The sequence below is a fragment of the Bacillus sp. CCNWLW194 genome (genome assembly GCF_037120585.1).
GTDB classification, from domain to species: Bacteria; Bacillota; Bacilli; order Bacillales; family Bacillaceae_G; genus Bacillus_A; species Bacillus_A basilensis.
The window spans coordinates 35301-56934 of record NZ_JBBBBL010000025.1 but is presented as its reverse complement, the minus strand read 5'-3'; the positions used below and the strand labels follow the sequence as shown (position 1 = coordinate 56934).

The 21634-nt window shown below is 34.2% G+C and carries 20 protein-coding genes and 2 pseudogenes; 15 read left to right on the top strand and 7 right to left on the bottom strand.

The genetic code is table 11. The features are described 5' to 3' along the window. Positions 1 to 267 precede the first annotated feature (267 nt). Entirely contained in the window at positions 268 to 405 is a 138-nt protein-coding gene (locus tag V7S50_RS31485; RefSeq protein WP_000376554.1) for a DUF3956 domain-containing protein, read from the bottom strand. A gap of 268 nt (positions 406 to 673) precedes the next feature. On the opposite strand from V7S50_RS31485, the gene V7S50_RS31480 reads away from it, so the two are divergent. The 4 genes from V7S50_RS31480 to V7S50_RS31465 all read left to right on the top strand — a co-directional run bounded on the left by V7S50_RS31480 (position 674) and on the right by V7S50_RS31465 (position 3089). Next, positions 674 to 880, top strand: coding sequence for a hypothetical protein (locus V7S50_RS31480; protein ID WP_336376728.1), 207 nt, complete (start codon positions 674 to 676; stop codon positions 878 to 880). Between the two features lie 636 nt (positions 881 to 1516). Further along, positions 1517 to 2101: a recombinase family protein gene (locus V7S50_RS31475; protein WP_336376729.1), complete on the top strand. Its 585-nt coding sequence runs from the start codon at positions 1517 to 1519 to the stop codon at positions 2099 to 2101. Continuing rightward, entirely contained in the window at positions 2098 to 2697 is a 600-nt protein-coding gene (locus tag V7S50_RS31470; protein WP_336376730.1) for an HNH endonuclease signature motif containing protein, read from the top strand. The genes V7S50_RS31475 and V7S50_RS31470 overlap by 4 nt, the downstream gene beginning before the upstream one ends. A 134-nt stretch (positions 2698 to 2831) precedes the next feature. Beyond that, positions 2832 to 3089: a hypothetical protein gene (locus tag V7S50_RS31465; RefSeq protein ID WP_336376731.1), complete on the top strand. Its 258-nt coding sequence runs from the start codon at positions 2832 to 2834 to the stop codon at positions 3087 to 3089. 67 nt (positions 3090 to 3156) lie between these two features. Here the strand turns inward: V7S50_RS31465 and V7S50_RS34210 are convergent. After that, a pseudogene (locus V7S50_RS34210) lies at positions 3157 to 3270 on the bottom strand (hypothetical protein); the annotation flags it as partial. Between the two features lie 272 nt (positions 3271 to 3542). Continuing rightward, a complete protein-coding gene (locus tag V7S50_RS31460; protein WP_336376732.1) occupies positions 3543 to 4376 on the bottom strand; it encodes a MerR family transcriptional regulator in 834 nt (277 codons plus the stop codon). Between the two features lie 120 nt (positions 4377 to 4496). Here V7S50_RS31460 and V7S50_RS31455 point away from each other — a divergent pair, with 120 nt between their 5' ends. The 3 genes from V7S50_RS31455 to V7S50_RS31445 are packed head-to-tail and all read left to right on the top strand — an operon-like array spanning position 4497 to position 7295. Beyond that, complete coding sequence (locus V7S50_RS31455; RefSeq protein WP_336584453.1) at positions 4497 to 4985, top strand: DedA family protein; 489 nt, start codon at positions 4497 to 4499, stop codon at positions 4983 to 4985. Positions 4986 to 5013: 28 nt separating this feature from the next. After that, positions 5014 to 5577 carry a GNAT family N-acetyltransferase gene (locus tag V7S50_RS31450; protein ID WP_336376734.1) on the top strand — a complete coding sequence of 188 codons (564 nt, stop codon included), beginning with the start codon at positions 5014 to 5016 and terminating at the stop codon, positions 5575 to 5577. Further along, complete coding sequence (locus V7S50_RS31445) at positions 5577 to 7295, top strand: ABC transporter ATP-binding protein (protein WP_336376735.1); 1719 nt, start codon at positions 5577 to 5579, stop codon at positions 7293 to 7295. Before V7S50_RS31450 ends, V7S50_RS31445 begins: the two co-directional genes overlap by 1 nt. A gap of 268 nt (positions 7296 to 7563) precedes the next feature. Here the strand turns inward: V7S50_RS31445 and V7S50_RS31440 are convergent, their stop codons facing one another. Continuing rightward, complete coding sequence (locus V7S50_RS31440) at positions 7564 to 8079, bottom strand: hypothetical protein (protein WP_336376736.1); 516 nt, start codon at positions 8077 to 8079, stop codon at positions 7564 to 7566. Between the two features lie 196 nt (positions 8080 to 8275). Between V7S50_RS31440 and V7S50_RS31435 the strand changes: the two genes are divergently transcribed. The 3 genes from V7S50_RS31435 (at position 8276) to V7S50_RS31425 (ending at position 9306) form a co-directional block, all read left to right on the top strand. Further along, positions 8276 to 8446, top strand: coding sequence for a DUF4083 family protein (locus tag V7S50_RS31435; protein WP_336376737.1), 171 nt, complete (start codon positions 8276 to 8278; stop codon positions 8444 to 8446). A 52-nt stretch (positions 8447 to 8498) separates the two neighbouring features. After that, on the top strand, positions 8499 to 8936 hold the full coding sequence (locus V7S50_RS31430) for a GNAT family N-acetyltransferase (RefSeq protein WP_147807513.1): 438 nt from the start codon (positions 8499 to 8501) through the stop codon (positions 8934 to 8936). Between the two features lie 133 nt (positions 8937 to 9069). Beyond that, positions 9070 to 9306: a hypothetical protein gene (locus tag V7S50_RS31425; RefSeq protein ID WP_336376738.1), complete on the top strand. Its 237-nt coding sequence runs from the start codon at positions 9070 to 9072 to the stop codon at positions 9304 to 9306. A gap of 153 nt (positions 9307 to 9459) precedes the next feature. Here the strand turns inward: V7S50_RS31425 and V7S50_RS31420 are convergent, their stop codons facing one another. Continuing rightward, the gene (locus V7S50_RS31420; protein ID WP_336376739.1) at positions 9460 to 9774 is read right to left on the bottom strand and encodes a hypothetical protein; all 315 of its coding nucleotides are present in this window, start codon (positions 9772 to 9774) and stop codon (positions 9460 to 9462) included. Positions 9775 to 10247: 473 nt separating this feature from the next. On the opposite strand from V7S50_RS31420, the gene V7S50_RS31415 reads away from it, so the two are divergent. Continuing rightward, a complete protein-coding gene (locus V7S50_RS31415; RefSeq protein WP_336376740.1) occupies positions 10248 to 13097 on the top strand; it encodes a pre-toxin TG domain-containing protein in 2850 nt (949 codons plus the stop codon). A gap of 24 nt (positions 13098 to 13121) precedes the next feature. After that, complete coding sequence (locus V7S50_RS31410; protein WP_336376741.1) at positions 13122 to 13529, top strand: hypothetical protein; 408 nt, start codon at positions 13122 to 13124, stop codon at positions 13527 to 13529. Positions 13530 to 13600: 71 nt separating this feature from the next. On the opposite strand, the gene V7S50_RS31405 is transcribed toward V7S50_RS31410, so the two are convergent. Both V7S50_RS31405 and V7S50_RS31400 read right to left on the bottom strand, forming a co-directional pair. Next, positions 13601 to 16627 carry a Tn3 family transposase gene (locus V7S50_RS31405; protein ID WP_336376742.1) on the bottom strand — a complete coding sequence of 1009 codons (3027 nt, stop codon included), beginning with the start codon at positions 16625 to 16627 and terminating at the stop codon, positions 13601 to 13603. A gap of 763 nt (positions 16628 to 17390) precedes the next feature. Continuing rightward, positions 17391 to 17990, bottom strand: a complete 600-nt coding sequence (locus V7S50_RS31400) for a DJ-1/PfpI family protein (RefSeq protein WP_336376743.1) — start codon at positions 17988 to 17990, stop codon at positions 17391 to 17393. A 73-nt stretch (positions 17991 to 18063) separates the two neighbouring features. Here V7S50_RS31400 and V7S50_RS31395 point away from each other — a divergent pair. The 3 genes and pseudogenes from V7S50_RS31395 to V7S50_RS31385 form a co-directional block, all read left to right on the top strand. Beyond that, positions 18064 to 18165, top strand: a pseudogene (locus tag V7S50_RS31395) (tyrosine-type recombinase/integrase); the annotation flags it as partial. A 698-nt stretch (positions 18166 to 18863) separates the two neighbouring features. Beyond that, positions 18864 to 19256 (top strand): S-layer homology domain-containing protein, encoded by a 393-nt coding sequence (locus V7S50_RS31390; protein ID WP_336376744.1) that lies wholly within the window; start codon positions 18864 to 18866, stop codon positions 19254 to 19256. After that, a complete protein-coding gene (locus tag V7S50_RS31385; protein ID WP_336376745.1) occupies positions 19253 to 21631 on the top strand; it encodes an S-layer homology domain-containing protein in 2379 nt (792 codons plus the stop codon). The genes V7S50_RS31390 and V7S50_RS31385 overlap by 4 nt, the downstream gene beginning before the upstream one ends. Positions 21632 to 21634: the final 3 nt, after the last annotated feature.

Sequence of the window (21634 nt, the reverse complement as noted above, 5' to 3'; positions counted from 1 at the left end):
AAACCGTATAAAAACAAAAAGAATCCTAAGATGGGTAGTTTTTTATGAAAGCCGAGCATGATAAACCTCCTTGGGTATATAAAGGATTATAATATATCGTTGGTCTATTTAGAATAGTAACCATGAATTGGATGGAATTATGGATGATTAAACCAATAGCAATTATCGTAGGCGCTGCCGTAATCTGGTGGTGTCTTCTTCGTTGTTAAGAAAAGATAAGGGGAAAATAAAAAAGAGAGCTAATGCCCTCTTTTTTTGATGTGGTAATTAATCGCAGATTGGTATTCCAAGCACTCTTAGAGCCAATGCTACCTGAAGAGAAATCTCCAATCTAGCAATTTCAATACCAGCTACTGAGAGAACTAAAAAAGGTTGTCCATTTACAAACACAACGCAACTATCCATGGTTACGCCTCCTTTCTAGTAATCTACTATAGTATATGTATGAATCATTAATATGTAATAGTTTGATTAATGGATTTAATATAATTGATAGATTAGCCTATTTAAAAAAACAAATGAACATAACGGTTGGAAATTGAGAGATGAGATAGACTTGCAAATTGAAATATTATTAATCTAAAACACAAAACATAGACTAGTAAACAAGCTGTTTTCACCTTTTATTCATAGAATATGATGAATTCTATTTTTAGAGGAGGGAATCATATCTATGGGATGGAATAAGAATTTTGGACATTCTCGTGATTGTAATAACTTTTGGGATGATTTAGTATTTTGCGGATGCGGCCGTAGACGCAGAAGAAACGATTTTAATGACTGTCATTGTAGACGCGATTGCGATTGTGATGAGTGTCGTCGTAGACGTGATCATGACCGCGATCGTGATCATGATCATGGTGAACATCGAGATTGGTAAAATCTTTTGAAAGAGTGCATATCTTAATCGCACTCTTTTTTATTATGTTTTTATTAGTACTTATTAACTCGAAGGATACCGTTTCAATTTGATTGAACATCTAACAAAACAAACGAACACAATTAATGAAGATACAAGCTTCAATTAATTAACTAATGCTTGTACCAATTTAATAAGGACATATAGAATTTGAAGTGAAAAGTAGATGTTTTCTATTGAATTAGGATATTGTACATTTTTATTTATTGCGATTTTTAACGCGGTTCCTTTTTGAGACTTAAATTTCAATTTGAATTTCATATAGAACACTCCTTTAGATAATTTCATTATTTAATTAAAACATGTGAAAATACCTTTAAGAAAGATTTGTCCAACAACCAGACTATTGTTTATATATCATCATTATTGGATCAATGCTTTTAAGGTATGAGCAGGAAAGATATTTCTCTTTTTATATGTTCCAGATAACGCGAGATTTGAGCCAATATTTAAAAACATAATTTTTGATTAGTGTTATATGAAAGAATACCTTCTGAAATAATTTAATGTGTCTCAAAAACATTTGATTGTGAGACGTAATCATTAATAGCCAAATATCAATGATTGCAGTGTATCAAAAGTAGAGGATGATAGGGAATGATATTCGGTTATGCGAGGGTATCGACTAAAAAGCAAAGTTTGGTTATGCAATTAGATAAGTTGGAAAGATATGGTTGTGAAGAAGTCATAACTGAAAAAGAAAGTGGTGCGAAGAAGGATAGGAAGGAGCTTCAAATGCTTCTTAATAAACTTCGTAAAGATGATACCTTAGTGGTTTATAAGTTAGATCGCTTAGGTAGAACTATGCACCAACTTGTTAATTTACTTCAGGAATTTAATGAAAAGGGAATTCACTTTGTTTCTATTAAAGATGACATTGATACATCTACAACAATGGGAAGGTTCTTATTCCATATATTCGGTGCAATGGCTGAGATGGAACGTGAAGTAATTAATGAACGTGTTATTAGTGATGTAGCTGCTGCTAAAGAAAGAGGAAGAGAAGGTGGAAGGAAGAAGGCTCACACCCCACAGCAAATTCAAGGTATGATGGAGATGTTAGCTGCTGGTAAGACAAAGATGGAAGTTTGTGAGATGTTTAATGTTGCTAGAGCTACTTTGTATAGATACATACGAGAACGGGATATGTCATCAAAAAATCTAAAGGAGAATGACGTATGAGTCGGAAACGGAAAAATATAAGCGGTTATGACATTATGCGATATTGGTTAGATAAAGAAGATGACGAGGGCATTCCATATGTTGAAATTGATGGATTGCAGTGCTTTCGCTGTAGAAAAAACAGTGAAATGATTTGTAATGATATAAACAACGACGTTGAACTAAAGGGTTATTGGAATAAGAAGACCAACGGATTCGTTAAAGCACATATCATACCTAATGCAGTAGGAGGTACTTGTCATCCTAGTAATATGATATTTTTATGCAAACATTGCAACAGGGACGACTTAGATGTTAAATCAAAAAATTTATATATGAATTGGTTGAATAGAGAACGAAAGAAACATATATTTGGTACTAACATGGGGCTAATTGAAAGAATGGCACAATGCTTGATTAAATACGAGATCAATGAAAAGAAGCTATCATTTATGTTTGGTGAAGAAAATGATGAATTTAAAAATTTTGTCAGTGAAAATTGTGCTTGTAACACCTCTATTAGTAAGAAAACGTACTATGATACAGCATTGGCGCTTGTATTGATGTACAAAGATGAATTAGATATGAAAGAACAAATGATGAAAGATTATTCTTAAAGTAGCGAATCCGCTGCTTTTTTATTTTATAAAGAAGCATTTTAAACATTTTTTATAGCGTTGAATACTTATGTAAATATGGAAAACAGATTTGGTTCTTGGAATGAGGGATCGATGTGGATATAACACATATTATGGCGAGGATAGTGGTTAATGGGAAAGATCTTCCGTTTACTTCAGTTAGGACAACTGCATGGATTAATGGACCTGCGAATGATTTAATCGTTACGACTAAGCAAAGGGTGGATGAGCTTTATCGGTTTATGTGGTCACGGGTGCCAATTATGCTAACAATGTATTTCCTTCAGGGGGCTGAATTGATGAGATTTGCTAGAGTTGCAGGAGTTGATGAAAGTATAACGGGAGAATATATATATCATTTTATTTGGTGATAAGACAAACCTTAAGTAGCCTAATAGCTGCTTTTTATTTTATAAAGGAAAACTCCCTACCTAGGGGCTAGATGATTTTCTTCATACCACAATGACGGCATTCTCTTAAGAAGATGAAATTTTTAATGGAACTTTTGAATGCGGAATTGCCGCAATTATCACAGCGACCGCTGATTTTATTATCAATACCTAAAACGCAAAAAGTTATAAAAAATAAAGGGTGATACATATTAGTCATGTGTAATATGTGTCACCCTTGTAATTCTTGTTCAACAATCGCGCCCTATTGTGGAAGATTGCTTTTAACTAAAGGCCAATATTAATTGTAGATTTAACAATTAACCTTTTAAAATATTCTTCATAATAGAGTTTTGAATTTTTTAAAAATTTTGAGAGAGGTTTTGAAAAAATAAAACGCCTATCTAGCAAGATAGACGTAAAGTATGACAAACTTTAAAGAGGTTGATAACTCGCCTCACGTGTTTTTACCTTCACACTAATTTTTGTAATATAATCTTTTTCCTCTTTAGCTGCTATCGAGTGCAGTAAATATTCCTCATAAATATCACCATCTAACAACAACTGCTCCTGTTCTAAATAAGCAAGCAGCGTATGATAGGTCTGCGAGATTTCATCATAAGTTCCTTGATGATAAATAATCGCATAGTGTCCAGCTGGTTTTATTCTTGCTGACGGGTCATCTAGGTGACAAAATAGGTAGCTTACCTCTCCAGACTCCTTATTTAGAAAATCTTCTTTTGAATACACAATACCGTATGCGGCTGTACTTTTAACCCCAAGTTTTTTTAAAAATGGCGTAGATTGCTCGTAAAGTTCCTCCATTGATACCGACCAATCTATTTTCTCGTCGCTATACACAACAGGTTCGGCTGGTAATTGCTTCAGCAAAACTTTACCAAATAAAATCACCTCCATCTCTTTTGTCAGGGCAACCGTTCGTTCTAGGAAAAATTGAATGTCCTGCAATTTTTGGATTTCCTTTGCCACTTTTTCTTTCTGTACCATCGCTAGTTGTTGCAAAATTTGGATGTTAGGCGCATCAAAATACGTTTTGAGTTCTTTAATTGGTAACTCAACGGCACGGAGCGATTGAATGCCTTCAAATTGGTTGAACTGATCAAATGTGTAGTAGCGATAGCCGTTTTCAAAGGTACCTGCAGGCTTAAATAAATCGATTTTATCATAATAAAGCAACGTATCTTTATTGATTTCAAGTAACTTGGCAAATTCCCCTGTGGAAAATGTTTTTTTGAATTTATTTTTCATTTCTTTTCACTTCTTTCTTTACTCTAGAGTTACTCCATACCTTACACTATTCCTTGTGAACTTAACAAGAAAACTTAAATGAGACAAGCAATCGTTATTGTGTTGAACGCATTAAGGTTGATGAAGGAGAGTGCCATGGGGTATATTGATCAATTAATTGAATACTACGGGTACGCAGCTGTTTTTATTGTGCTTGCCCTCGGGTTATTTAGCCTGCCGATTCCCGATGAAGCGATGGTACTACTTGTCGGCTATTTTACGAAAATCGGGCTGTTACATTATAGTTTTTCTTTGCTAGCTGTTTTTAGTGGGTCTTTTATAGGCATGCTTGTTAGTTATGAGATAGGAAAAAGAATCGGTCGTCCACTACTAACTTGGCTTGGTAAATGGTTGAGTTTCTCACTGAAATGGAGTAATAAGGCGGAAGGTTGGATTCAAAAATACGGAGCCCCGGCCATTATAGTCAGCTATTTTGTTCCTGGCATGCGACATGTTACGGGGTACTTTTGTGGAAGTTCGCATATGCCTCTAAAATCGTACATGCTATATGCTGGAGTGAGTGCTTTACTTTGGAGTCTACTATTTTTAACAGTCGGTCGAATATTTTAATCAGTTTAAAAGAAAGGTTTTTTTATAAATGACAAAACTAAATGAACAAATTACGTTAGCACCTGTACCGCAGGACGAGCTAGCAACATTTAAGGCAGAATTACAAGAGGCATTTATGAAAGGGTTACAAGATAGTTTTACAGATGCGGAAAATCCGACAGAAATGGGACCAATCCCGTCTGATGAAGATTTCGATCATTCACTTACTGCCAAAGAATCGGTCGTACGTCAACTTGTACTAAACGGCGAAAGAATCGGTGGTGTCGTATTGAAAATTAATAACGAAACCCAGCGAAACGAAGTGGACTTCCTGTATACAAGGGCAAATGCACATGGCAAAGGTCTTGGCACTAAAACGTGGGAAGCGATAGAAGCAGCGTTCCCAGAGACGGAGGTTTGGGAGCTGCACACACCATATTTTGAAAAGCGTAATATTCATTTTTACGTTAATAAATGCGGCTTTAAAATTGTCGAGTTTTATCACCAAGGCAACCCGGGGCCAAATGTTGAAGGCGAAGAGTCGGAATCGGATGAAGAGTATGAGTTTTTCCGTTTTGAAAAGGTCATGGTGAAAGTGAGCAGTGAATCATAATGCAAGGGAAAATCTCACAGCTTTGGATTTTGATGAATCGCAGTCAAATGGCGAATGGTCAATTAGTCCTTTTATTTTTTATAAGTATCGTAGAGGTGGCAGCTGGACTTGCTGTACCACTACTAACAATGAAGCTTATTAATCAAATTTCAGATAATGGTTTTGCATTAACGTCACTCTTACCAGTCATTGGCGTTTTAATTGTACAGGCAATGCTTAGTGCCTTTACATTTTATATGATGCGTCGTTTAGGTGAAGGAGTTGTCGCGAATTTACGAACAGAAGTATGGGAGCATATGCTACATTTACGATTAACGTATTACGATGCACATGAATCTGGCGAAACGATGAGTCGAATTACGCAGGATACAAACGTCGTGAAGGAGTTTGTAACGGAAAAGCTCGTGTCGTTTGTATCGGGGCTTTTCGCGATACTCGGTGCAGTCGTTGTTTTACTGTGGATTGACTGGAAAATGACGCTACTGTTACTGATCGCCGTACCACTAACAATTTTTGTGACGTATCCGTTAGGGGAAAAAATGTACGCGATTTCGAAAGCCAATCAAGATGAGTTGGCAGGATTCGGTGGACGATTAGGGAGAATTTTAACAAACATTCGCCTCGTGAAAGCTTCGCAAACAGAGCAGCAGGAGCTAGCAGGCGGAAAAAAGCAAATTCAACAGCTGTACAAGTACGGGTTAAAAGAAGCAAAAATTGTTGCGATTCTTTCACCACATATGACGTTGCTCATGATGGTTGTTCTCATTGCGATTTTTGGGTACGGCGGTTCACAGGTGGCTTCAGGTGCCATTAGTTCTGGCGAGCTTGTGGCAATCATGATTTATTTAGTGCAAATTATTATGCCATTTACACAAATGGCGACATTCTTTACTGATTTACAAAAAACACTTGGCGCAACAGAGCGTATTGTCGAGGCCTTAGATGAGAAGAGTGAAGTACAAGACGGTGAACCGGTAACTGCTACGTCACAGCCGATTCATTTTGAAAATGTGTCGTTTAAGTACAACGAAAAGTACGTGTTAAACGGTATGACGTTTACGTTAAAGCCAAATGAAACAACGGCCTTTGTCAGCCGAAGTGGTGGCGGGAAAACGACGATGTTCTCCCTTATTGAACGATTTTATGACGTGACATCAGGTACGATACTGTATGGTAAAGAAAACATTGAGCAATTTAACTTAACAGAGTGGCGTGAGCTGTTTGGCTATGTAAGTCAAAATGCACCGTTATTAAATGGAACGATTCGTGAAAACGTCATGTACGGGACGAATGGAGCAAGCGAACAAGAGGTACTTGCCGCATTAAAAGCAGCCTATGCCTATGATTTTGTCATGCAGCTGGACAAACGCCTCGATACAGAGGTTGGTGAAGGAGGTATTAAGCTTTCGGGTGGTCAAAAACAGCGTATTGCGATTGCTCGTGCGATTTTACGAAATCCGAGAATCTTATTACTTGATGAGGCGACATCGAACTTAGATAACGAATCAGAGCGTGAAGTGCAGCTTGCTCTTCAAGCGTTAACGAAAAACCGGATGACGATCATCATCGCCCATCGATTATCCACGATTACAAGTGCAGACCAAATCCTTGTCTTTGAAGAAGGACGCTTGTCAGGTCAAGGCACACATGAAGCATTACAAAAAACACATCCGTATTATCAACAGCTTTGGCATAATGGGCGTTTAACTGAAGATTAGACTAAGAGATGCAAAAATGTTTCTAGTAAGTTACTTTCGTGTACTCTTTGAAAGTAAAGACGTTAAAATAACTAATGAAATGGAAGTGGGACAGAACAAAATCCTACTTCCTAAATCTTAATAATTTTACATATTCAATTAGCCTCTAAATAACAACAAAACGAACTATATTTGTTTTATTAGCTAAAATCCTCTTAGCATTGCAACTTTTTTACAAACAGTTAATTTTTATTTTAAATCCCACAATAAGAAAAATTATCTATGATTATTAAAGTGGCCCACCTTCAAAACCGATCGGCCATCCATTGTCTTTAAATTTTACTTTATACTGAAACTCATAAGTGCCTTCATAAATAAACGCTAAACTAAAACCTGGCAATATATAATCGTCAATATTAGCCATCTTTCCAAAAGATATTGTGGTTAGGTAGTAGTTCTTCATTTCTTGATTAGGGAAGAATTTCTGTAGATATTTTAATGCACAGCTTATATGGAGATAGAGTTCATCGAATATTTTTTCTGCCATATCGATAATCTCAACATTGGGATTTTCATTATTTCCTTGAATGATAACTTCTACATCTTCCCACTCTCCGATATTCATACTACAAAACCACCGTGCCTGTATGAGATACTTCTCATTTTTGCATACAGTAGGATTAACTAGGTTTAATTTTTTCACCTCATCTTTAGTTATCGGTTTATCAAGAGTGAGCTTTTTATACAGAATATCTTTGATGTTAGAGATAATATATTTAGATTTATTTATTTTTAAAGAGTCCATTTTCCACCTCATAAATTATAAAATAAAGTAAATTCCCACTTAATTATATCATCATCCTAATTGAAGATTCCGCCTCATTCCTTACTACCGATAATGAGACGTTAAGTGAACATTGCATGCATAGAATATACAACCTAAAATACAGAACATATCACTTCTCTCAAATGGTATAATAAGGAAAAAGGGGTTCTGAATAATGTCTTTAGGAACCACTATTTCTTACACTATTATTGCGATAATCATTGGCGCACTGTTTGGCGGGATTATACGTATAATTCGGCATACCAGCAATCGTAAAAATCAAGATCCAGTTGAGCAAAAGTTAGATAAGATTATTCAAATGTTAGAAAAACATAACAAAGATTGACCATCTCTCCTAACAGGAGGGGGGGTGCTTTAATATTAGGAGGCGAAAAAATATGATTAAACAGGCTAGTAAAAATGATCTTAATGAAATTCTAGTAAGATCAAATAATGCTTTATACGAAGGAACTGCTAAGACCTTTAAACCTACACATGAACGGGTAAAAGAAATTGTACAAACAACATTAGAGCAAGGGGCATACTACCTAGTATCCAAAGATGGTGACGACTTAAAAGGATGGATTCTAATTGGCAGTGGTAAAGATTACTTTTCACAAGAAAGTGTAGGATTCATTTACGAATTATACATTTTACCAGAGTATCGTGGCCAAAAGCTTTCAAAGAAATTGATGCAAGCAGGTATAGACGAATTGTTTTTAAAAGGATATAAAGAAATACGATTAAATGTTCATGTAAAGAACTTTGCAAGAGAATTATATAAAGAACTCGGTTTTATAGATCGACAGATTTCAATGAGTTTAACCTGCAAATAATGAACTTTCGATAACGAAAATTATATAAATAAGTAGTCTAAATAGATAGCTTATTTTATTTTTTGCTTAGCTTGAGGTTTTTCTAAACTGCTGACGGTACCTTGGCTTTAAAAAAATGATAGGAGTGAAATACATGTATTATAATAAAGATCGAGATTTTCCACTAATGAAGTTCCAATTAGGTGAAAAAGTGTCGTTTAAATTCGGAAATAAGATGCTCGATGGAACAATTGACATTAGAGATTTTGGCGGCTCGATTGAACACGACTATCATTCTTATGATATTCTTGTCAAAGAAGAAAACATGCTATACAAACACATTCCAGAGCGTGATGTTTTCAAACTTACACATTCGGAAAATTTCCACTAGGAAAATGGATACTATAAATGAAGAATACGAAATTAAAGTAATTGATGAGTTTTTAATTAAGTATAGCGGTCCCATTAAGGGGTACCAACGTCAAAACGCGGTTATTATACGCTAAGATATTTTTGGAAGTAAAAACTCTAACATAAAAAACAATTATTTACGACGCCTTCTCTTTGTTTTTTTTCGCCCATTTGTTTGACTATATTTTTTTATAGGAGTGCTTTTATTTTTCTTATAATCGGGTAACTTGAGTATAAGAACAGAAATCGCAGTAAAAATGCAAAATATAAGCATTGCAATCATCCAAAGGTTAATGTCATATTCATATAACTTACTAAAATACTTTTTGTCATGAGTAATATAGCTTACGTTACTGTCAATTGCTTCAAGGGTGTAGGGAATAACCCAAAAGGAACCAATTATCATAACAAATGTTCCAAGTATGAAACTGAGTATATGTTTTATCATGTTCTGTTCTCCTTTAAGTATGTTTTCTATATACACTCATATAGTATATAGGGTTTTTCTGCAAAGATTGGCTTAATTTAAAATAATTAACATTCCTATTAAGTTGATAGTGCATATGGTGATTTCACGGAAATGAGTATGTAAATTGAATACTTTAAAAAGCGTAGAAAGATTCAATTTCTACGCTTTTTCTTCTTAATAAATATTTGTCGTTGTTGTAAATCGCTTATATAAGATTTTACAGCTTGTAATAAGAATTCTTCCTGTCCCATAATTTCAATTGTATTTTTTATAAGTGTTATTGAGAGTCTCTGAGACTAATAATATCAAGGAAAGGGATTACTTCTCAATAGGGTACACTCTATTGAGAAGGAGAATATGCAATTATATATATTTATATTCATCATTGCAATAACAATAAAATTTAATATATAATTAAAGGGTTTTTAATGAATTGATAAGGAGATGCGAGTATGAAGAAATTCATAGGACTTATAGTATCATTATTTTTATTATTTTCTACCTATGCACCAACGTTTACAGAAGCAGCCGAAGTTTTAAATAAAGTAGGCTGGGTGAAGGAAAAAGAGAATTGGTATTATTACGAAAAAGATGGCAGTAAAAGAACAGAAAAAATCACATTAGATGGCATAGAATATGATTTCTTTAAAGATGGTAGACTGTTTGAAGGCAAAAAATTAGTCGGAAATGAATGGATGCATTACAAAGAACCAGGAAAATTGCAAACAGGATGGAGTTTTTCTGGAACAGCTTGGAGTTATATACGTGATGGTAAATATGCAACGGGTGTTATTACCTATCAAGGGAAACAATTTGAAATTAATAAGTATGGAGAAATGGAAAAAGGATGGATTACATTACGTTCTAAAATTAAAAGAATGTATCCCAAACCAGAAACAAAATTTTTATTTGAGTCGAAACCAGTAAAAGACGGGGATTTACTAGAGGTTATTGGTAAACAAGGTATTTGGTATCAAGTAAAATACCAAGGGGAAATAGGGTATGTAAGAATTTTTGAATCTGTAGTCCTAGGAGAAAATCCAACACGTTCCTGGGATGTTGTTAAAGAAGGAATGAATCTTTCACTATTTATGACAACAGAATATAAAAAGGATCCCGAAAAATACTTCCCTCCTAACGTTATAAAAAATATTGATAAGCGAATAGATGAAGACATAAAAGTTTTATATGAAAATCTAGATTTTCTAGACAAAATAAAGTCGACTATCTTGTTAGATAATACGCAAGGATGGGTTCAAAAAGATAATAACAAGTGGATTTATTTTCGAAAAGATGGACAACCAGCCAAGGGATTTCAAGTTATAGATGAGAAAAAATATTATTTTGATGATAACGGAATCATGCAAACAGGTTGGATAAAATTACCTACAGGGACGTATTATTTTAGTCCATCAGGTGTGATGCAAACAGGTGCACAATCCATTGATGGAAAAATGTATTATTTCAATGAAGGTGGTTTTTTAAGTTCTGGACTTCGCTTTGTAAATGAAAAACCGTATTATTTTGATGAATCTCATGAACAGAAAAGCGGTTGGATGAAAATGGAATACGATTGGTATTTGTTACATCCGAATGGTTCCTTACAAACCGGAGATTTTACTTATAAAGATAAGGTTTTCTCTTTTAATAAAGATGGAGAAATGGTAAAAGGATGGATCACATTAGAATCCCCTGTAAAAAAAGTGTATCCAGAACCAGATTTAAAGAAAGTTTTACGAGCAAAGCGTGTAAGTACTGGTGAATTAATAGAAGTAACAGGAAAAGTTGCTTCTTGGTATGAAGTAATGTATAAAGGTGAAAAAGGATATGTACGGATTCATGATGCCATTATTTTTGACCAAGAAGCGAAAAAACCTCTAACTTTGCTAGGGGGCAAACTCAAAATTTTTGAAGGTGTTTTTGATTATATAAAAAGCGATCAAACACTTTTAAATAATACAGTAGATGTATTGCAGAAAATGGAAAATGGCATTATTGATGATGCAAATACTTATAATAATATTGCTGCAGATATTGATAATCGAATTTCTTCTTTAGAAGAGCAAAAGGCTATAGTTATTGATTTTCAAAAGAAAATGAAAGACTTACAACAAAAAGTAAAAAATGATTGGGACCGTTTAACAAAAGAAGAAATGCATCAACTCATTACTATGTTTATTGCTGACGCAGAAAGAGCTGGCATATATGGGGAAGAACGAGCAAATCATTTTTCAGAACAAATATTAAGAAAATCTCATGAAATGGTTCGATTCCAGGAAGAAGTGTTAAAATCTCTTACTCAAATGGTGGAGTTTAACAATCAAATTTATGACGTAATTAGAGAAGATATACAAAACGTAGGAAAATTTCAAGACCAATGTAATATTTATTTAAAACAAATTGCAGATTCGATTCATGAATTAGCAGAGAGTCATAAGCGTATTCAGCAAGTATTACACGACAATGGTACATTTGAGGATTTAGGAAACATTGCAACAAGTGCGATTCGATTGAAACACTCCATAGATCAGGCGAAACCTGGAATGGAGGAACTTGTACAAGTAACAAGAAAGAATGTTCCAGTCATAGCAAAAGATTTACAAACCATGCAAGAAAGAGTACCAGGCATCTATACTGATGTAAATACTGGATTAGATTTTGGAAATGCGTTTATGGACACAGCTTCTAAAGTTGTCGGACATAAGTATAATATCCCTACTGCAGCAGCTAACATTGGGAATATTAATTTAAATAATGCATTGCGTGATTTGGGTGGAGATCCTTCTAGAATATATGATCGTAAGAATGACGGAGATTTATCATTTATATTAGATATTACCCCTTTTGTTGGAACAGGAAAAGAAATTGGACAACTTGTCAAAGGCGAGGATGTAGTAACAGGAAAAAAATATGGACCTGAAGACTATGGCTGGGGTACACTGGCCGTTGTGTCAGGTGGTACTTCACGAGTAGTCGGGAAAGTTGTTGGAAAGATTGGTGACCTTGAAAAGAAAGGAAAGGCACTAGAAGCGGCTGCTAAGAATACAAAACATGAAGTGAAAGTATTAGGAAGAGGCTCTACAGGTAGAACCACCGCAAATACATTAGAAGAGCAACTTGCAATGAAAGAAGTTAAATCAAATCCACAAGGAATAGTTCTAACGAGAATACCAATGACGGATCCTCGTTGGCCTAAAGAAGACGGATGGGTGAAAATGGCGCATAATGTAAATGGTGTAGAAATTCATTATGTTAAAAATACTAGAACAGGCGAATTTGATGATTTTAAATTTAAAAATTAATTTTTTGTTGATAGGAGCTTCTATATGAAGGTAATGTGTATAAAAAATTCAGGAGATACATTTTCAGAGGGTTTATTAAAACAAGGATATAATCGAGATTCGATTATAAATTTAGAAATCCATAAGGAATATGTGGTTTATGGTATTAGTTCATTGAATGGAGAATTAGACTATCTAATCTTAGGTGAAAATGAAAACTTGCCTTCATGGTACCCCGCCGAATTGTTTGAAGTATCTAATCCTTTACAACCTTTAGAATGGTATTTTGCGGATCATAAACATAGTAAAGAGACAACAATAGAATATATATGGGGTTATAAAGAATTAGCTTTAAACGATAGACATGCTCTTGGTTTAATGGAAAGAGAGAATAAAGATATTGAAATATTTTTAAAGCGTAAAGCTGAAATTGATGAATTTGAGGAGTTTTAATAGTAAAAAATCTGATTAACTTATAAAAAACGTAGGAATTAAATATTCCTACGTTTTTTTGTACATAACATTTAAATGAACATCTTATTTTTTGAAAAAGTTGAAGGATCAAATGGAAGATTTTCTGGTTTACGATTTGAATCAATATGATATTTTCCAAATCGATTTATATGTGCTGTCATGTAGGGACTTAAATAACAAATCAATTCTTTATTAAATTCCTCTTTTCGTTTTTCATACTCGCGAATTAATTTAGACATGGAAAACACATTATAAAAAATAAGACAGTTGGCAACCAAGTGATTATACTTAATAATTTTCTTCTGTTTCTCACGATCATTCTCAGAAATAATGCCTTCTCCTCCAAAAAAGAGCCATTTTGTAAATCCATTAAATGCTTCAGATTTATTTGTTGCAGATTGAATGGTACGTCGTAATTCTTCATTAGACATGAATTGTAACAAAAACATCGTTCTAATAGCTCTGCCTAATTCACAAAATGCCTGATATAATTTATTTCTCTTACTATATGTGCCTAGTGTATTCAATATAGTAGAGGGAGTAATTTTACCAGCTTTGATTGACATCGCGATCCTAAGCATATCTGGGTAGTGATTTTCAATCATACTCCAATTGATTTCTCCTGAAAATAGTTCATCAATATGTTCATAATTGTCTTGTGAATTGGGGAGAAATAATTTTAAGTGCTTCCAATTGCGAATGCGGGGCATTAACTGAATACCTAATAAAGTAGCTAAACCAAAGACTGTGGTGCTTTGTCCTTGAGTATCCGAATGCAGAATTTCTGGTTGAATATCTACTTTTTCATTCATCAAAACATCCAATATATGTATTCCTTCCCAAACCCCACAAGGAATAAAATTACTAAATAAAGCAATATATGTGTTGGAAACATGATAATATCCAATACCCCCATAACCCCCATATCGAATATGGTTTTCAGATAAAAGATTTTGTTCATAGACATCCCATATCGTTCCGTCTGCTGATGCACTTTTTCCATCTCCCCAATATTTTGGAAGTTCAAAACGATTATAAGCATTAATAATATATCGAATTGCTTTGTCTAAATCTTCAACTGTTACATGTCTTTGATTAATCCAAGCAATTTGCTTTCGATCTATTTCTTGTATTGAACGAGCTGTTTGAGTAGGACCTAAGTTACATCCGTAGCAGAATGTATTTGTTACATAACGTTCAATATGGTTTTCTAATTTGCTCTCATATCCTGAAATAGGTCCAAAGAAACGTGTCCAATTGAGCCAATATTCTGTGTCTGCTAACATATCTAGAACGTTAATTGGTTCTAAATTATACATAATATAATTTTCAAGATCTTTTAATTCAGGAGGAACCTTGTTCTTTTTTAGTTTTCCAATTACGACTTCACCTTTTTCAATTCGAATTTGTCGATTATGTGGGAAAGATTTGTTGGTATTATGGCAAACTTGTTGAAGGTCATCATGTATCTTTTTTGTGAAATCTGAACCTAAACTAGGTAAGTTTAATTGATTACAAAATTCCTCAAGGTTCTCTTCATATTCTTCCCATGAAATCAATTGTTTTCGATAATCTGCATATTTTTCACTACCTTCAATATATAAATCTCCAGATTTCAACCCCCACATAATTTGTGAAAATACACATACTTCAAAATGCCGACGATTCAGTTCCTCTGGAACAACTTCTCTTTTCTTTTTAGGGCTTAACCATCTCCACCAACCATCAGGTATCCAAGACAAGTTCAGAAGAGGTGTCACTTCCCTTTTCCACAGTCCAATCTTTTTTATATGAGCGACTGATATCCATTCTTTTCTGGTATGTTGATGAGATAATAGAAATTGAATGGCTTCTACTATAGATGAATCCTGATTTGTTGACCGTAAAGGGAATACCTCTAAAATTTTGAATAGTGTAGAGCGATGACTTTTAAAGAATTTTTGTAAAAGCAAATAATAATTATCCCCACTAAGTGCTAGATGATCCTCGCAATCTTGTAATACTTGATCTTCTTTATCTCCAAGTACTTGTTGGATAGCTTGTAAACGTTCTTCAGGCATTCCTTCCGTTTGGTAGGCCATAAGTATATGCTGTAAAGTGGCTACTAAAGAATCCGTTCGTTTTTGTGTCTGTTTTTTATAATCCTGTAAAAATTCACGTCCTTTTTTATGGATACTCATCATACGTTTTATCAGCATTTCACCAATATTATCTAGTATTCTTGATGTTTGTACAGAAACCAAAGAGATGGCTAACGTATATCTTTTCTTCTTTTCTATTTCTGACATACGATAAGCATCTAATGTTTTGGCTTCAGCAGCCATTTGTTGTATTTTGGTTGAAGAAAAACTTTCGAGAAGATGAACAGGTATTTGTTGCTGTATTAACCAATCGTGATGCATAATTAACTCTTTTAAATGAAATAAAGAGGCACGTTTGGCATCTTCTTTGAGGCGATTCCATGGGCTATAAAAGGTATCAAGTTCTGTTTGAAATAAACAGTCTATCTGTTGTAATTGTTGCTCTTGTAAGGATTCATATACTTGCTCGTAAATGAAACGATAAGACTTGTGTCTTATTTCATTAGCCGCTTCTTTAAAAGTGTTATAGACGGGTAATTCATATCTTTGATGTATTAATTCTTCAATAGCTGCATTAATTAAATCAGCTGGATCATCTTTGCTTCCAGCTATATGTTTCATTGTATCAAGCATAATTTGACGAGCATTATGATCAAATTGTTGAATGTTTAGATACTGTCTCACAAAGTGATAATGTCTTTTTATAGTACGTGTTTTACTGTATGCTTCCCATTCAGTTTCAATAGGGATAGGTAATTGAGCGGACTGTGCAATGTGTTTAATTATAATTGGAGGTATATCTGAAATACGTGTAAAAAAGCCAAGATTTTGTACAGTTTTTAGCAAAATTAGTAACGCTAGTTGCTGTAATGTTCCTTTTGTTTTCAAACTTGTCCATTCTATTTCGCTTCTGGTTGGCGTATATACACTCCTTAAATCTTCCGTACTTAGATTATGTTTGATTCTTGGATATATCGTATCTTGAATACTAGGCATAACTAATCCCCCTAGAATCTATATATATTTCAATATTCAACCATCTTCATTGTAAAATAAAAACCTATCCGCAGATAGATTTCTTGTTTATATTCACCTTATTAATTTGAATATTTTCCCAGAGTGGCCCCTCATACCTTGAATCGTTTCCGTACCCCTACTTAGCCATTTAACATATTGGAATATTTAATTGTGAATCGGATGGATGTTAATCTGGATTTGGTTCGGTTGCTACACAGACCTCGTAAGCGAGAAATTGTACGCTATATAAAACAGTAAAATAAATATCCGGTCCCTTAGCGTACAAGGAACCGGATGTTTTGTGTCTAAATTGTGTCCAAACGTACAATTTTCTTTTTTTTGATATGGTGACCCCAAATAGGTTTGAAGGTCTTCCAAACCTGTTTGCCTGGCTAGCGCCGAGCGAGTCCCTTCCAAGATTGGAAGGGGTTGGGGATGGTTGATTTTCTTTTATAATAGACCTTCATTTCAGGAGGAATCGAAAATTCAGCAAGATTTGTTTTTTACTGCAGTAGGGGTACAGCCGAGATATGTGTAAAAATAGGTCATAGACTTACTTTTATTTCCAATTCTTCTTCATGCTTGTCTCTCCCTCTGTATAAAATAGCTACCTACACTTTTAGTTTAGGGAAAAACAAACAATAAAAAAAGCCAGGATTGGCTTCAATTTTATATATACGAATAGCTACTTTGCGGTCTACAGCAAGAACCCTGTGATTAAGCCAATAAAAAAGAATTCAAATTAACTCCAAACAACACCTCGCCTCTCGTATTCCATTCTATATTCAACGGCAGCTGCAATTTTAGGGCTTGCGAACCTTTCCGTGATCCAAAGCCCCAAATCAAGTCCTGAAGTGACTCCTCTTGCAGTGATAATATTCCCTTGATCAACAATTCTGTAACGAAGAAGCTCTGCCCCGTATCCAATGATTTCATTCTTCGCCAAATAGTGCATCGTCGCTTTTCGACCATTCAATATACCGGAGGCAGCTAGTAGCATACCTCCGGTACAAACTCCAGCAACGATCGTTCCTTCGTTGTGCATCTCTCTAATCATTTCGGTCAGGGTTCCAAGCTCTGCTTGCTTTCGTGCCCCATGTTCAGCTTTATGATTCCAGCCACCACCAGGTACAATTAACAGATCTGGACGATTATCCATTCGTAAAAAATCATTTAGTTTAACCGTAATTCCAAACGAAGTAGTAATTTCTTGTTTTGGTTCACTTGATATTAGTTCAACCGTAAATGGAGCCCCTTCTTCTATCGCTCTTTTGAGTACCTCAAAAGGTGCGAAAGAGACAAGCTCTCCGAAGCCGTCAAACAATACAATTTGTATTTTCATTTTTATTACACCCCATATGCTTTCTTTTGTGAATCGTAGACATATAAAACGATTCGGCGATCATGTAATTGAGTTACAAGAAATATTAAATCATAGTACACCACAAATTACACTAAGATACATTGGAATTAATAAAGAAGAAAAAGATAATGTACTTGATACATTCCGCATCTAATTTAAAATATGAAGTCACTTACTTAAAAAAGATGTAGATTTGCAATAAAGAATGATAATAAAAATGAAATAAATGAGGTTTCCTATGGGTCAAAAATTTTCTATAAAGGGTGTTTTTGAGAGTCTCTGAGACTAATAATATCAAGGAAAAGATTTCTTCTCGATAGGGTACACTCTATTGAGAAGGTAAATATGCAATTATGCATATTTATATTTTTTTATTTTAATAAAAATGAAACCTAATATATAATTAAAAAGTTTTTACGAATTGATAAGGAGATGCGAGTATGAAGAAAATCATAGGACTTATATTATCATTATTTTAATTATTTTCTACCTATGCACCAATGTTTACAGAGTAAGTCGAAGTTTTAAATCAAATAGGCCGCATCAAAGAGAAAGGAGATTGGTATTATTATGGATCTCGTCAACATAATGCGAATTTTACACTAAGGGATTTTCACATTAAAAAGCTTGGTTTTACTGTAGATTAAGAAGGTTCCATAAACGGGCTACTACATTTTAAAAATGAAACATCTTATGGATTAAATATTGTTTAGACAGAATGACTTAGGTTGTCCTTATGCGAAATATCAGTATGAATAGAAATTTGATAATTATATAAAACGCCGTAAATGAAGGATAAAATAAGTGCTGATTTTGCAATTATATTTTTAAAAATTGAATAGGAGATCTATTATGAATACAATTAAGAAATTATTTTTAAGTTCTGTGATATGTATTTTATTATTCAGTACAGTAGGAACAGTGTATGCAGGACAAAATAATCAAGGAAATTCATCATCATTTATTGACATTCCTAAAACCCACTGGGCGTATAAAGAAATGATGTATATGGTGGAGAATAAGATTATAACAGGATACGGAAATGGGTATTTCGGTGCAGCGGATCCTATTACTCGCGAACATCTCGCTGCTTTCTTGTATCGATATTTAAAACCGCAAGATAGTACAAATAATCCATTTGTTGATATTGGTGACAGCAATTTCAAAAAGGAAATTTTGGCACTAACAGCACGTGGTATTTTCAGTGTAAATGCTGAAAAAAATTCAATCCGAAAAATAATATGACACGTGCCGAAATGGCAACTGTGCTTGTCAAAACATTTGATTTAAAACCGCAAGGAAATGTTGCATTTACGGATATGAAAGGTCACTGGGCCAACGAATATGTCAAAATATTAGCTGGAAACAAAATAACAAATGGCACTGGGGACGGCAATTTTAATCCAAATGGAATTGTAACAAGAGAGCAATTTTCTATGTTCTTATATAAGACAATTATGGCAACATCAGGTATAAAAAATAATGACGCGGTTGGCTGGGTTGTAGATGGGGAAAAGAAATACTATTATGACAAACCAGGCGTGAAACATACTGGATTGTTGCGTTCAGGGGATGATACATATCTCTTCGATAAAAATGGTAATCTAGCTTCGGGATGGAATACTGTAGACGGAAAAGACTACTATTTTGATAAGGGAAGTGGAGCTGCACAAAAAGGATGGTTCTCTCAAACTACCCATTGGTATTATGCAGACGATAACGGTGTGATTCAAAAAGGCAATGTAACCTACAAGGGAAAACAATTCCAATTTGATAGAACAGGTAAAATGGTAAAAGGGTGGATAACGATCAAATCCCTGGATCAAAATATCTACAAATCAAGAACAGTTGCAAGAGGATTTGACCCTATAGAAGTTAGAGACGATGAAATTCTTGAAGTAGTAGGGGAAGATGGTCCTCTATGGTTTAAGGTGAACTACAATGGTCAAACATACGTTGTGCAAAAATTATTTGCCGTCGTGTTTGATCAATCTTTATCTAATAAAATAGATACGATTCGTCAAGATATTGACGATTTAAAAACGAGTGCTGAGTTAGTAAAGAAATATTCCGAACGCTATAAAAAAGCAAAAGAAACTAAAAATTATGATGTGGCTTTAGTTGAATCAAGTGAATTTACACAAAGTGTCACTCAATTACTAACGACACTAAAAAAATCTGAATTGAAGAATACTGTAGATAAGATTTATGAAAAAGAAGCTGATCCAGCTGTAAGGGAAAAATACAATTCTACTATTACAACTTTAGAAATGATGAATGAGGATTTTGGGAAAATCCATAAATTAATGCTACTAAAAGATAGTATTATGGTTTTAGATAAGGCAAATCAGGATTCAGGTAATATTATTCAACAAATTCAAGAAGGTAAATATTTGGTACAGCAGGATAAAGCTAACCTTCAAAACTATGTGAATGGTTTAACAGATTATAAAAATAGTATGACATCCTATAAAAAGCAAATGTTAGATTGGTATGTAGATACTTTAGATGCAGGAATAGATGCCATGATAATGTTTACAGACATGACAACACTTTACTCGCTCTCAATTAATAAGGTGTTTATTGAACCTGCAGAAAAATGGGTTGGCACATTACCAAAAGGTGAAATAGAAAAATTTGCAGATGGTGTTCGTGACTACGGACAGCAACTTACTGCCATGCAAGAAGGATTTAAAAGTAGACTACCTGAATATAAACAAATGGCCGATGATTTACGCGTAGTAAATAAAAGTTTTATAAAATTTGGAGATTCTGTACAAAAAGCTGGAGCATCAATTCATAAACAAGCAGTAATGGCTGATGGACTAATTAATAGTGTCTCAACGCATGTTGCAGAAGCCCAACAAGCATTTCCAACAATACATACAGATATTATGTCTGGTTTAGATGCAGCTAATAATATGATGGACTCTGCTAATAAAATTGCGAGTTATAAAATTGATGTACCTGCAGCATCCAAAAATATTGGAAATATTGACTTGAGTAATGCACTACGTGATTTAGGTGCTGATCCATCTAGAGTATATGATCGTAAGAATGATGGAGATTTATCTTTCATATTGGGTATTACGCCTATAATTGGTACAGGAAAAGAAATTGGACAACTCATAAAAGGGGAGGACTTAGTAACAGGTCAAAAATATGGTCCAGAAGATTATGCATGGGGGACACTGGCTGCCGTATCTGGTGGTACAACACGAGTTGTTGGTAAAGTTTTTGGAAAGATTGGTGATCTTGAGAAAAAGGCTAAGAATCTCGGTAATGTAACGAAAAATGTACCAAAAGGCTCCTTTGATGTAGCAGCCTTTGATAAAAAAATCGCAAAAATGAATGTAAACGAAAGAGTTGCTGAAATAAAAACAGTTTCTCGGGAGGTTGCAAATCAAAAAGGTTGGAAAAAAGATAATAAACGAACTAAAATGAACAAGAGAGAAGTATATTATGATAAAAAAACAGATACTTATTACGCTATAGATACACAACACGGAAGATTTGAAGTAGTTAATAGTAAAGGGAAACATCAAGGAGAGGTAGATTTCAATTTGAATCAAACGAAACCTGCAGATAAATCTGGAGGGCATGATTTAATAATGAGTTAAAAG